This window comes from Psychromonas sp. KJ10-10, from assembly GCF_047323245.1.
Taxonomy (GTDB): Bacteria; Pseudomonadota; Gammaproteobacteria; order Enterobacterales; family Psychromonadaceae; genus Psychromonas.
Genome location: NZ_CP178826.1, coordinates 777,083 through 791,411, shown reverse-complemented (window position 1 = coordinate 791,411; position 14,329 = coordinate 777,083). Strand labels below are relative to the sequence as shown.

8 protein-coding genes and 3 pseudogenes are annotated in these 14,329 nt (G+C 37.6%); 3 read left to right on the top strand and 8 right to left on the bottom strand.

Annotated features, from left to right (window positions below; genetic code table 11):
- Positions 1-15: 15 nt before the first annotated feature.
- Positions 16-2,650: pseudogene (gene alaS, locus ACLKMH_RS04565) on the bottom strand (alanine--tRNA ligase).
- 176 nt (positions 2,651-2,826) lie between these two features.
- On the opposite strand from alaS, the gene ACLKMH_RS04560 reads away from it, so the two are divergent.
- From ACLKMH_RS04560 to ACLKMH_RS04550, 3 genes are read left to right on the top strand one after another with little or no spacing between them, the layout of a single operon-like run.
- Positions 2,827-3,786, top strand: a complete 960-nt coding sequence (locus ACLKMH_RS04560) for a GNAT family N-acetyltransferase (protein WP_413701036.1) — start codon at positions 2,827-2,829, stop codon at positions 3,784-3,786.
- On the top strand, positions 3,779-4,498 hold the full coding sequence (locus ACLKMH_RS04555) for an AzlC family ABC transporter permease (RefSeq protein ID WP_413701035.1): 720 nt from the start codon (positions 3,779-3,781) through the stop codon (positions 4,496-4,498). The genes ACLKMH_RS04560 and ACLKMH_RS04555 overlap by 8 nt, the downstream gene beginning before the upstream one ends.
- A gap of 12 nt (positions 4,499-4,510) precedes the next feature.
- Entirely contained in the window at positions 4,511-4,828 is a 318-nt protein-coding gene (locus ACLKMH_RS04550; protein WP_413701034.1) for an AzlD domain-containing protein, read from the top strand.
- A gap of 344 nt (positions 4,829-5,172) precedes the next feature.
- On the opposite strand, the pseudogene ACLKMH_RS04545 reads toward ACLKMH_RS04550, so the two are convergent.
- The 7 genes and pseudogenes from ACLKMH_RS04545 to rho form a co-directional block, all read right to left on the bottom strand.
- Positions 5,173-6,540 (bottom strand): annotated as a pseudogene (locus ACLKMH_RS04545) (DNA polymerase).
- The gene (locus tag ACLKMH_RS04540; RefSeq protein WP_413701033.1) at positions 6,464-7,858 is read right to left on the bottom strand and encodes a 5'-3' exonuclease H3TH domain-containing protein; all 1,395 of its coding nucleotides are present in this window, start codon (positions 7,856-7,858) and stop codon (positions 6,464-6,466) included. The pseudogene ACLKMH_RS04545 and the gene ACLKMH_RS04540 overlap by 77 nt, the downstream one beginning before the upstream one ends.
- A 482-nt stretch (positions 7,859-8,340) precedes the next feature.
- Positions 8,341-9,453: a 1-acyl-sn-glycerol-3-phosphate acyltransferase gene (locus tag ACLKMH_RS04535; protein ID WP_413701032.1), complete on the bottom strand. Its 1,113-nt coding sequence runs from the start codon at positions 9,451-9,453 to the stop codon at positions 8,341-8,343.
- 139 nt (positions 9,454-9,592) lie between these two features.
- A complete protein-coding gene (locus tag ACLKMH_RS04530; RefSeq protein ID WP_413701031.1) occupies positions 9,593-10,714 on the bottom strand; it encodes an HDOD domain-containing protein in 1,122 nt (373 codons plus the stop codon).
- Between the two features lie 17 nt (positions 10,715-10,731).
- Positions 10,732-11,427: an NAD(P)H-flavin reductase gene (fre, locus tag ACLKMH_RS04525; RefSeq protein WP_413701030.1), complete on the bottom strand. Its 696-nt coding sequence runs from the start codon at positions 11,425-11,427 to the stop codon at positions 10,732-10,734.
- A 52-nt stretch (positions 11,428-11,479) separates the two neighbouring features.
- The gene (gene ubiD, locus ACLKMH_RS04520) at positions 11,480-12,958 is read right to left on the bottom strand and encodes a 4-hydroxy-3-polyprenylbenzoate decarboxylase (protein ID WP_413701029.1); all 1,479 of its coding nucleotides are present in this window, start codon (positions 12,956-12,958) and stop codon (positions 11,480-11,482) included.
- 74 nt (positions 12,959-13,032) lie between these two features.
- Positions 13,033-14,300 (bottom strand): annotated as a pseudogene (rho, locus tag ACLKMH_RS04515) (transcription termination factor Rho).
- Between the last annotated feature and the right edge of the window lie 29 nt (positions 14,301-14,329).

Sequence of the window (14,329 nt, the reverse complement as noted above, 5' to 3'; positions counted from 1 at the left end):
AAGGCGCTAATCTATTTATAATTTGGTTTGTAACCAAGGTTCAACTAATGCTAATGCATCATTCAATGCACTTGGATTGTTCCCCCTGCCATAGCCATATCTGGACGACCACCACCTTTACCACCAACGGGATTAGCAACAACATTTACTAATTCACCAGCTTTCACTTTTTTGGTTAAATCTTTGGTCACCCCAACAATCAGGCTTACTTTATCGCTACCTACCGCTGTTGCTAAGACAACGATACCAGACTGCAATTTATTTTTAATTTCATCAACGCTATCACGTAATGATTTAGGATCCACGCCTTCAATATTAGCAATGACAACTTTTACACCATTGATCTCAATCGCATTATCAGTCAAATTAGAGCCTTTTTCACTGGCAATTTTGGCTTTTAATTGGGCAATTTCTTTTTCAAGTGCTTTATTACGATCAAGTGTTTGCATGATTTTTTCGCCTAGAGAAAAACTATCTCCCTTAACCAAATCACAGGCTTCATTAAATTGTGTACGTAGATTTTGAATTTTTTGCTCTGCGACATTACCAACAGATGCTTCAATACGTCGAACCACCGGTCGCAATACCTGACTCAGAAGTCATTAGGAATAATCCCATGTCACCGGTACGTTGCGTATGCGTACCACCACAAAGCTCAGTTGAAAAATCCCCCATAGTAACAACACGTACCATTTCATCGTATTTTTCACCAAACAAGGCCATTGCACCTGATTCTTTGGCTTCATCAATATCCATTAGTTTAGTGACAACTTCAAAATTGTTACGAATAGCTTGGTTCACTAAATAAGTTACTTGGTCCATACTACCCTGTGAAAGCGCCTCAAAGTGAGAGAAATCAAAACGTAATTTCTCTGCGTCACATAACGAACCCTTTTGCGTTACATGGTCACCTAAAGTTCTGCGTAGTGCGACATGTAATAAATGTGTTGCTGAGTGATGTAATGCAATTGATTTACGACGTTCAACATCAATTTCTGCATGTACCTGTTCATTCACAGCTAGAGTTCCACGGCTAACATAACCTGTATGTAAGTACACCTCACCGGACTTTTTGGTATCTGTTACTGTAAAGATACCATTGCTCAAGACTAATATACCCGCATCACCGACTTGACCGCCTGATTCTGCATAAAAAGGTGTTTGTGTCAGAACAACTTGGGCGTTATCGCCTTCAACAAGTTCAGTTACAAACTCTCCAGATTTGACAATATTGGTCACTGTCGCAGTAATCTCAAAACTTTCATAACCGACAAACTCTGTTTTTCCCTCAAAGGTTAAAACATCGTTATAATCGGTACCAAAATTATTTGCTTGTTGTGCACGAGCACGTTGAGTCGCCATCGCAGTATCAAAACCGTCTTGGTCAATTGTAATTTCTCGTTCGCGAGCAATATCAGCGGTTAAATCTGCAGGGAAACCATAGGTATCATAGAGTTTAAATACCATATCACCTGGAATAACATTACCTTCTAAATCATCTAAAGCAATATCTAGAATTTGCAGACCACGCTCAAGTGTTTTAGCAAACTGCTCTTCTTCTAAACGCAGTATTTTTTCAACAAATATACGTTGTTTTTGTAACTCTGGGTAAGCTTCACCCATTTGCTTAATTAATTCTTCATAAACCTTAAAGAAGAAAATACCTTTGGCACCTAACTTATGACCATGGCGTACTGCACGACGAATAATACGACGTAAAACATAACCACGTCCTTCATTTGATGGCATAACACCATCAGCAATTAGGAAACCACATGAACGAATATGATCCGCAACAACACGTAATGATTTATCTTCTAAATCAGTCGCACCAGTTACCTCTGCAACTTTTTTGATTAAGCCTTGAAAAAGGTCAATATCATAGTTCGAATGACCATTTTGCATGATCGCAGAAATACGCTCGAGTCCCATGCCTGTATCAACTGACTGCTGTGGCAAATCTTCCATCGTGCCATCAGCATGACGATTGTATTGCATGAATACTAAATTCCAGATTTCGATAAAACGATCGCCATCTTCTTCAGGACTTCCTGGAGGACCGCCCCAAATGTGCTCACCATGATCGTAAAATATCTCAGAAACAAGGACCACAAGGACCTGTATCACCCATAGACCAAAAGTTATCTGACTCAAATTTTTTATCAGCAGATTTGTCACCAATACGAATAATTTTCTCTTCTGGTACACCGATATTATTGGCCCAAAATGCAAATGCCTCATCATCACTTTCATATACGGTAACAAGTAGTTTTTCTTTTGGTATTTTTAGCACTTCAGTTAAATATTCCCAAGAAAATGCGATTGCATCCTGCTTGAAGTAATCACCAAAACTAAAGTTACCTAGCATTTCAAAAAACGTATGGTGACGCGCAGTATAACCCACATTATCTAAATCGTTATGTTTACCACCAGCACGGACACAACGTTGACTAGATGTCGCACGAGTATAAGCACGTTTTTCACTACCAAGAAAAGTATCTTTAAATTGATTCATTCCTGCGTTGGTAAATAGCAAAGTTGGATCATTATCAGGTACTAATGAGCCACTAGAAACTACTTGATGGCCCTTTTTGGTAAAAAAATCAAGAAATCCTTGGCGAATTTCAGACGTCGACTTAATCGTGGTCATGAGTTATCCCATATAAAAAGGTGAAAATAATTAGCGCTAATATAACACGGAGCATGATAGGGGGAAAGTGGGCATCGAATCACATTTCGCTTAATTTCTTATCTGTTCTTGACATAAAACACGAGTAGTAGGAAACTAACTACGTAACTGGTTACGTATATTATTGGAATTATTAAATGGACTATATGAAAACACTTGCAAGTCTTAGCTTAGGAAGCCGTTTAAAACGACTCAGCGATGTACTTGTTTCTGAAGTGGCGATTGTTTATGAACAAATGGGCTTAACCCTAAATCCTAACTATTTTTTATTACTTAATTTAATCAATAAAATGGGGCCAATGGGCATTACTCAAGCGGCAGAATACCTTGCAGTGAGCCACCCAGCAGTCAGTAAAATTGCGAATAAAATGATCCACGAAGGTTATTTAAGCAAACAGCCACACCCTACTGACAAACGAGCAAGCCAACTTAGTTTAACGCAACAGTCCTTAGATTTAATGCGTCAGGCCAGCCCTGTTTGGCAAACGTTAAAGAAGCATTTAGATTATCTTGAAAGTTTACAGCAGACGCCTTTATTAGATGCAATTGAGCAATTTGAAAATAATTTACGACAGTTTAATCTTTCTGAAAACGTATTATTAGAACTTAAGAAATCCACTCAAGATGTTCATATCGAGCATTGGAAAAGTGACTATAAAAATGATTTCAAACGACTCAATATGGACTGGTTAAACAGTGAATTTAATGGCCAACTTACTGATAAAGACAAACAATCAATCGACACCCCTGAGAGTTATTATTTGGCACAAGGCGGTTACATTTTTTTTGCAAAGCAAACAGATCTAGTGGTTGGTTGCATTGCCCTTAAACCCATTAATAATGATTGTTACGAAGTCTCTAAAATGGCTGTGTCTTCTGAACTTCAAGGAAAAGGTGTTGGTCGTTTATTGCTACTAACAGCTCTTAATAAAGCACGCGATTTAAACATCAAAAAAATAAGTTTAGAAACGAATAGTAAATTATTACGAGCGATGACCTTATACCAACACTTTGGCTTTACACAAATGGAACATCCGAAGGGAAAAAGCGATTATCCACGAGCGGATGTTTATATGGAGTTACCACTTTATGTTTAATCATATTCAAAAAAAGAATTTCTTGGCGGAGGAAAAGCGACGATTACCCCTAGTTTTAGGTGCGATCCCTTTTGCTATCTTGTTTGGTACTTTAGCCCCTACCAGCGGTTTGTCTGCCTTAGCAACTATTGCAATGTCGGTACTTGTTTTTGCTGGTTCAGCGCAATTTATTGTATTAGCCTTAATCGCCGTTCAGGCGCCACTCGAGATGATTTTACTGACAACCTTTGTGGTTAACCTGCGCCATGTGCTTTACGCAACTGCACTAGTTGAACATGTAAAGCACCTTTCCTTAGGTTGGCGAGCAATATTAGCCTTTGGCTTGACCGATGAAAGCTTTGCAAATATGAGCCAACGTTATTTACAAGCTGATAAGCAGGATGCCCATTACTTCTACTTAGGGTCTATCTGTTGTTTTTATTTTACCTGGGTATCATTCACGATATTAGGTTTGTTATTGGGTAACTTAATTCCTGATATGAGTCATTGGGGACTAGAGTTTGCGATGTCTGTCACCTTTATTGGTATGGTGGTTCCTTACATGAATAGTAAAGCAATGATCAGTGCCATTATAGTCGCCGGTTTCAGCTCTATTGCTTTTGCACACCTTCCAAACAAACTAGGTTTAATTATTAGCGCTATCATTGGGGTTGCCGTCGGTTTAAGTATTTCTCAGTTTGCTAACAAACAAGTTTCTTATCAAGCAAGGTAAAGGTTTTTATTTATGAATGAAGTTCTTTTAATTTTAGGCATGTTTATCATTACATTTTCGATACGTTTTATCATGTTTGCCTTTGCAGGGAAAATTAGTTTCCCTGGCTGGTTAGCTAAGTCTTTAAAATTTGTACCACCAGCCGTATTAACTGCGATTATTATTCCAGCGGTGGTGATGCCTAATGGTGTTATCGATATGTCATTAACAAATAACTATTTAATAGCAGCTTTGTTTGCTTTTGTTATCGCCTTAATAACAAAAAATTTATTAAAAACAATTGGCTTGGGAATGACATTCTTTTTAATACTGCAGTACCTTTCTTTTTAAATCCTTAGACATAACAGAGTAATACTAAAAAAAGCTCAAAAAAACCTCCGAGTAGCAAGCTAAACGGAGGAAAACTAAGGAATAAACTAAGAAAAGCATCTAGTTCAAAGTATTAGTCAAGCACCCAGATAAAAAGTTCATAATATTTTAAATATTATTTTTGAGAATATAAAAAAAGAATTCCAGAAAAAAGGCAAAAAAACCTCCAAACAGCAAGCTGGATGGAGGAAAAAGCTAAGGAAGAAAACATGAAATTAACGTGTTCTTAAATTATTAGTCCGTTACTTAATTAATAAGTTCAAATTTATTCAAAATAATTTTTACACTTTCTTTTTAGTTATTGACTAATGTGCCTCATCCCAATTATCCCCCATTCCAGCATCTGCAATTAACGGCACATCTAGTTTTGTCGCGCCAGCCATAATGGTTTGAATTTCTTTGGTATAAGATTCAACATATTCTTCTTTAATACTAAAAATCAATTCATCGTGTACTTGCATTAAGAGTTGTACATTACCTTCTGGTTGCTGTTTAACCCAACTAGCCATATCTATCATGGCTTTTTTAATGATATCAGCCGCAGTTCTTGCATTGGCGCATTAATGGCAACGACGTTCTGATGCTTTTTTTAGCATACCATTGCGAGAATTAATATTTGGTAACTGTAAACGACGTCCTAAAATTGTTTCTACATAGCCCTGTTCTTTGGCAATGGTACGAGTGTCTTCCATATAGGTCAGTACACCAGGATAACGATGAAAATATTTATCCATATAAACTTGAGCATCATGACGTGCAATATTCAACTGTTTCGCAAGACCAAAAGCACTCATGCCATAGATAAGACCAAAGTTAATTGCTTTTGCACTACGACGTTGATCTACCGTCACCTCTTCAAGAGGCACAGAGAAAACTTCTGCAGCCGTTGCTTTATGAATATCTACACCCTGTGAGAAGGCATCTAGCAGGCCTTTATCTTGCGATAAATGCGCCATAATTCTTAACTCAATTTGGCTATAATCGGCGACCACTATTTTATATCCCTTAGGAGCAATGAAAGCTTGACGAATTCGACGACCTTCAGCACTACGAATAGGAATATTTTGCAGGTTTGGATCGCTTGAAGATAAACGTCCTGTTACCGTCACGGCCTGGTGGTATGAGGTATGCACTCGACCTGTTTTTTGATTCACCATTTTTGGTAATTTGTCGGTATAAGTAGATTTAAGTTTACTTAACCCACGATGCTCAATAATTAATTTAGGTAAAGGATAGGTTTCCGCTAAGTCGACTAATACCTCTTCTGCTGTAGAAGGAGCTCCCTTAGGAGTTTTCTTTAAGACAGGTAGATTTAATTCCTCAAACAAAATAGTTTGCAATTGCTTTGGCGAACTTAAATTAAAAGGTTTACCCGCTTCTTGATAAGCAAGTTCTTCTATTTCTAATAAGCGTTTTGCAATTTCGCCACTTTGTACTGAAAGCAGATCACTGTCGATTTCTACCCCGCCACGTTCAATATCAGAAAGTACAGTTAATAAAGGTAATTCAATCTCATTAAAAAGAGTGAGTAGAGTTTCAGACTCTTGTAGTCGTGGGTATAACTCTAGATGTAAACGTAACGTGATATCCGCATCTTCAGCAGCTGTATGGAGTTGCCTCTTTAATGCTAATTTGATTAAAGGTAAGCTGTTTTTTACCCTTGCCAGCGACATCTTCAAAGGCAATACACTTATGATCTAAATACTTAAGTGCGAGCGCATCCATATTATGCTTGCCGGTACTATCTACGATATAAGATTCAAGCATGGTATCAAACTGAATACCTTTTAACTCGATACCATGATTAAGTAATACACTACGATCATATTTTAAGTTCTGACCGACTTTTTTATGATTTTCACTTTCTAGCAGTGGTTTTAATGTGGCTAAGGTAGCATCAAAGTCTAATTGTTGAGGCGCATCGATATAATCATGTGCAAGTGGTAAATAAACCGCTTCAATTTCAGGTTTGTCATCGCTACCTGAGTTGGTTTGAATCGCAAATGAAAAACCAACAAGCTGTGCTTGCATGTAATCAATACTGGTTGTCTCAGTATCAATCGCAAAGAGTTCACTAGCTTCAAGCTTTTTCATCAGTTGCTTAAGTCGCCCTTGAGTATAAATAGTTTTATAACTACTGCGATCAATTTGGGTATCACTCACTATCGCGATATTTTCGCCCTCTGTGGTTTCAATCGTTGAACCAGCAGAAGTAGCAGAAGCTGTTTCAAAAACCTTCCCGCCATCAAGTAGTGCGACCAGCCAACGTCTAAACTCTAGTTGTCCAAATAACTTAATCAGTTCATCGTTATCTTGCTCACCAACAATAAAGTCTTCGTAACTAACAGAAAGTGGCACATCTAATTTGATGGTTGCTAACAAATAAGACAATCGCGCCATTTCTTCATTGTCAGCCATTTTTTTAGCCATGGTTTTGCTACCACGGAACCCTAAGGGCGCTAATTTTTCTAAGTTATGATAAATATCATCCATCGAGCCAATACCCTGCAACATAGCTAGGGCTGTCTTTTCTCCGACACCAGGCACGCCAGGAATGTTATCAACCTTATCTCCCATTAACGCAAGGTAGTCAATTATTAACTCAGGTGGAATACCGAATTTTTCATTGACACCAGCAACATCCATCACAGTGTTTGTCATGGTATTAATCAGTAAAGTATTTTCATTGACCAGTCGCGCCATGTCTTTATCACCAGTGCTGATTAAGGTTGTAATGCCTTTCTCACTGGCCTGTTTTGCTAACGTGCCAATCACATCATCAGCTTCAACACCATCAACTATCAGAATAGGTAATCCCATCGCTTTGATAACTGCGTGTAATGGCGCAATTTGACTGCGTAAATCATCTGGCATACTAGGGCGATTCGCCTTGTATTCAGTATACATATCATCACGGAAAGTTTTCCCCTTTGCATCAAACACCACCACAATATGCGAAGGATTAAATTGACGCATCAGACTTTTCAGCATGTTTACTACACCATAAACAGCCCCTGTTGCTTCGCCAGCTGAATTGGTTAAATGAGGAGGAGAGAAAATGCACGGTATAGATAGGATGAGCCATCAACAAGTACAAAAGGATTTTCAGGGATAGTCACCATCGGTTCAATACTCTGTAGTTACAAATAGCAGAGGATTATATACCCGTTACCATTCAAGATGCAAAGTTCAGCAATTTGTAAAACTTAAAGAAAATTAGTTTAAAAATTGAATTATTGAAGAGTAAAGAATGGTTTTTCTACAACAAAAGGTAAGTGTCTATTCACTTTCGGTGCAGGACAAGGCTGTGGATAACTCTGTTAGTAGTTTTAGCTAAAAAAGGCACTGTAACATAAATAATAGAACGTACCTTATGATTCAATAAGATACGATCCAATTGTGACAAATAACGCATTTTTTTGAAAAAAGCGAATGTGCATAACAAAAACTGATTGCTTTAATATTGAGGAATTTTACTGGCAAAGGCTATTATTAGTAGGGTTTGCATACATTTTTAGCACAGTTTCACGAAGCTCAGGACCAATATTTTGCAAGTGCTTTTCGAATCGTTTTTTATCAACTTCTTTAACACTATCTAACTTTTTATTCGCGGCAATAAAATTAGAAGGATGTAAGTAATAGTTTTGATAAATCTGCTCATCAATGGCTAATGCGACTTGTTCAGGGTTGTCAAAATCTGAGTCAAGGACTTTACCAAAAGCAACATGCACATGCCCTTTTTGGCCAACAATGCCCGACACAATACTTTCGATATCTTCAAACTCTGATTTTTTATATTCGCCTGTTTGTGCTTTATCATAAAGCTCTTTAGCTTTATGCCTATCACAGGGATCAAATTCATAGGAAACAGCAACTGGGACAATATTTAATTGTTTAATATATTCATTAAAAGCTATTTTGCTCTTTTTACCATGCATATAAAACATTTTAACAATAGCAGGCTCAGTTTTATCAAAGCCATCCTTTGCTCGACCTTCACGCTGGGCAATCCAAATACTGCTATCATTTTGTAATGAAGTAAAAATATAATCTGAAAGTTGTAAGACCGCTTTCATCATTTCACGTGGCGCTTTTAAAGCACGTTTAACGATAAAGCTTTTATTCATACGCATTAAATCTGAAGTAAAAGGTTTACTCAGCAGATTATCTCCAATTGCTATACGCACTGTCTTAAAGTTTTCAGAAAAAAGCGCCCAATTTACAAATGAAGGATCCATTGCAATATCTCGATGGTTTGATACAAATAAATAGTTTTTATTAGCATCTAAATTCTCAAGACCAGAATAAGTAAACTTGGTAGTGGTTGAATCAATCATGTGTTGCATGTAGCTACCAACAACCCGTTGCATTTCATCGATACTATTTATTGAGCCCCATTTATATAAAAAATAACGGCGTAATAAGGGTTTTAATAGAAAACCTGTAAATTTAGCAATTTTAGAAAAGCGGAAGCTAACAATCGCATCGATAAATTCATCATTATTAATAACACGCTGGATCGCAGGTTGGATCTCAGCATCATTATAAGGGCGAATATCACTAAATCTATCGGATGAAGTTGGCATTATGTCTTTCTCTGAAAAATGGATGGCGTATTTTACCTGCTTTATGGCTAATTACCAAATAGGTTTGAAACGAAACAATTCCTGACGCACTAACCCTTTATATGTGCTTGTATCGATATGCGAAGCTTCAAGATAATCTTCAAGCCATGCGACTTTTAAATAAACGAGAAGCACGGAGTTGGTCAAACTTAGCAAAACGTACCGCTTTAAATAAAACTTGGCCTATCTTGCTACGTTCCTGGAAAGGAACAAGGCTCACTTCTTCTCTTAGTGCATTCACTAAATGGGGAAATGATTTTGAAAATAATGCTTCTGAAAGTGTCAGGCTTAATTTTAAACTAGATTGAGAAACAAGTAATGCCTGCAACGAGGCAGAGTCTGTTTGAATATCATAGAAAAAATCGTGCTTATTTTTCTCACCTTTTTCACGTGCTTGATCTAAATAAGCGTTACGGACAACCTCAAAAGAACTCAGATATTGTTGATAACTCGCAACGTATGCAAAATTGACCATAGCTGATAACAACATACCTTCATAGGGACGTCGATAATTATCCAGCCGCATTAAAGCACAACAGGTTTGCCCTAAGGTCATTTCATAACGCCATAGCTTTCTTGCAAATAATGCATTGTGGTGACTGTAGGCATTAATGCGATACTTAAATAGAATAGCTGGCACTAAATAACGTAAAATATCTGTACCAATTAAACCAATGGCACTTTGTATATCACGGACTTTCCTTGGCGAACGTCCTAGCATTAACATAAAGTCTTCACTATCTACCAATGAAAGCAAGCGATTACGTGTACCGACATTACTGTTCAAAAGTGATGCTAAAACTGAATAACGGGGTTCACCGGCTAATAATTTTTTTATTAACTCAACGGTGCTATCGCGCAACTGTAACTGCTCTAAAATAACAGTATCGGTATTTTCAAGCTTGCTATTAATCATTTTAAGCAAGGATTGTTGAAAATAACGAGTTAAAAGTGCATTACGCTTATCTTCAATGCGCTTATCTGCCTTTACTTTCATCACTCGTTCTTTTTCAACATCTAACAGAATGCGTTTATTCCATCCATCCTCTGCAGATTCACCGGTAGAAGCCGATTGTGCTTCTTCTAGCTCTGCATCAGCTAAGCCATCGTTATACTCTTCCTCTTTATAGATTTTACTTTTACCCACTAAAAATCTTAGGAACAGTTTATCAACAGACTGCATCAGTGTTAATTCAGATGAATTCTCTGTAGAGGACGCCATATAAAAACTATGCCTTATTAGATAAAAGCAAAGGCATCACCATAAATGTTTTCAATGGATGCATTTTGTTTAACAAAGTCTTCTCGAGCTACTTTTGCCATTTCAAAACGTCCTACAACATATATATCAAATTCACTCAGGTCAGGGAAATCATTCAACACCGATTGATGAACATAACCTTGATGACCTTGCCATTCTGCTTCTGGTAATTCAACAACAGGGTGAAAATGAATATTTTGATGTGCTTTCGCCCAGCTAGAAGCTTCATCTTGAAAATAAAAATGAGAGTATTCTTTAACACCCCAGTATAAATAAACAGGATTAGCTAATTCTTTGGCAACAATATCTTCCAGAATAGATTTCACATAGGAGAAACCCGTTCCGCCTGCCATTAAAATAATAGGTCGGGTTGAAGTATCTCGCAAATAGGCATCACCATTGGCAATTTCTACTTCAACTTGGCCTTCTGTCTGCATCTTTTCAATTACTTGCATTGCATAACCATTTTCAGGCGTAGCTCCAATATGTAATTCAATCAATTCCGCACCCGGTGCGTTAGCAATTGAAAAGTGACGTTTATCTTTTTCACCCATAACCACTGAAACATACTGTCCCGCCTTATAGGTGACAGTTTCTTGAGGGTTTAAAAAAATACGATATAAAAAATCATTTAATTTTTCAATTGAGCTTACTTTGCAAGTAACAATAGACATTTATCTCTCTTTAAAAATAGAAGAATTAACAAACTAGTAACAATTATACCCGTTATGATTCAATCTGCACAATATCTAACTCTTGCCAAATTGAATCAATTTTATTTTTGACTTTATCATCCATAACAATAGGTACACCCCATTCTCTATCGGATTCACCAGACCATTTATTAGTCGCATCAAGCCCCATTTTTGAACCTAAGCCGGAAACTGGTGATGCAAAGTCAAGGTAATCAATTGGAGTGTGCTCCACCATCGTCGTATCGCGAGCAGGATCCATACGTGTTGTTATCGCCCACATAACATCATTCCAATCACGTACATTCACATCATCATCACAAACAATAATAAATTTGGTATACATAAATTGACGTAGGAATGACCAAATACCTAACATCACTCTCTTAGCATGGCCAGGGTAACGTTTCTTAATAGAAACCACTGCCATACGGTATGAGCAACCTTCAGGTGGTAAATAAAAATCGACGATTTCAGGGAATTGTTTTTGCAAAATTGGCACAAAAACTTCATTCAAAGCAACCCCTAAAATAGCAGGCTCATCGGGTGGGCGTCCTGTGTAAGTACTATGATATATCGGTTTTTCACGTGTTGTCACATGCGTCACCGTCATTACCTGAAAATCATCAACTTCATTATAGTAACCAGTATGATCCCCATAGGGCCCTTCCGGTGCTAACTCACCCGGTTGTAAATAACCTTCTAAAATAATTTCTGCTGTGGCAGGTACGTCTAAATCATTAGAGAGGCTTTTAGCTACCTTAGTACGAGAACCACGCAACAACCCCGCAAAGGCATACTCTGATAAACCATCAGGAATTGGTGTAACTGCACCTAAAATAGTAGCAGGATCAGCACCTAAGGCCACAGAAACGGGAAATGGTTTTCCTGGATTTGCTTCTTGCCATTGTTGGAAATCAATGGCACCACCTCGATGCGATAACCAACGCATGATTATTTTATTTTTAGCAATTAATTGTTGTCGATAAATACCTAAATTCTGACGCTTTTTATAAGGGCCACGGGTGATTGTAAGGCCCCATGTAATTAGCGGAGCAACATCACCTGGCCAACAAGTCATTATTGGTAATTTTGTCAGATCAACCTCATCACCCTGCATCACTACTTCCTGACAAGCAGGTTTCGCCATGGTTTTTGTAGGCATGTTTAAAACTTGTTTAAAAATAGGTAGCTTTTCCCATAAAGCTTTAATGCCTTTAGGTGGCTCGGGCTCTTTTAAATAAGCTAACCATTGCCCAACTTCGCGCAACTGAGAAACCTTTTCTTTACCCATCGCCATGGCAACGCGCTCAGTCGTACCAAACAAATTGGTCAATACAGGTATATCGCTACCTTTGGGATTTTCAAACAATAATGCAGGGCCACCTGCTCTTAAGGTGCGATCTGAAATCTCAGTCATCTCTAATTCAGGATCAATTTCTTGTTTAATACGCTTTAATAAGCCTTTCTCTTCAAGCTGTGTTATAAAATCACGTAAATCATCAAATTTCATATTAATAACCACCTAAAAACAGATAAAAAAACGCTACATAAAAGTAGCGTTATCATACGGCAAAACAGGTTAGTTTATTTTGCTTTTTGATTCTTCATCGCATCAAAGAAATCATCATTTGTTTTACTTAATCCAAGCTTATCAATCATAAACTCTGTGGCACCAATTTCACCCATAGGATGAAGAATCTTACGTAGGATCCACATGCGTTGTAATTCATCTGCTTTAGTTAATAATTCTTCGCGACGAGTACCTGAACGCGTAATATCAATTGCAGGGTAAGTACGTTTCTCAGATAATTTACGATTTAAATGGATTTCAGAATTACCTGTTCCTTTAAATTCTTCGTATATTACTTCGTCCATCTTAGAACCTGTATCAATCAGAGCAGTTGCAAGAATAGTTAAACTGCCACCTTCTTCAACATTACGCGCAAGACCAAAGAAACGTTTAGGGCGATGTAAAGCATTTGCATCAACACCACCTGTTAGTACTTTACCTGAACTTGGTACAACCGTATTATAGGCACGTGCTAGTCGTGTAATTGAGTCTAATAAAATAATAACATCTTTTTTATGCTCAACTAATCGCTTAGCTTTTTCAATAACCATTTCAGCAACTTGCACATGTCGGCTAGCTGGCTCATCGAAGGTAGAAGCAACCACTTCACCACGTACCAAACGACTCATCTCTGTTACTTCTTCAGGACGCTCATCGATAAGCAAAACAATTAATTCTGCGTCAGGGTGATTAATACTAATACTCTGAGCAATATTTTGTAATAGCATTGTTTTACCCGCTTTTGGCGGAGCAACAATCAAACCACGTTGACCTTTACCAATCGGTGAAACGAGATCAAGAATTCGCGCAGTAATATCTTCTGTGCTACCAGAGCCACTTTCTAATCGTAAGCGTTCATCAGGGTGAATAGGAGTTAAATTTTCGAAGAGTATTTTATTGCGGGAGCTTTCTGGTTTGTCGAAGTTAACTTGATTGATTTTTAACAATGCAAAATAACGTTCACCATCTTTAGGCGGTCGTATTTTACCTTCTACACTATCACCCGTTCGTAAATTAAAGCGACGAATTTGACTAGGAGAGATATAAATATCATCCGGGCCTGCTAAATACGAACTATCAGAGCTACGTAAGAAACCGAAGCCATCTTGTAATATCTCTAATACACCAGCGCCGAAAATATCTTCACCACTTTTAGCGTGTGCTTTTAATATAGCAAAAATAATATCTTGTTTTCTTAGGCGAGCTAAATTTTCTAGCCCTTGTGATTCACCAAGTTTTACAAGCTTGTGTACAGGAGTGTTTTTAATTCAGTTAGATTCATAAGTTTTTTAGGTAATCTGATTTGATGTG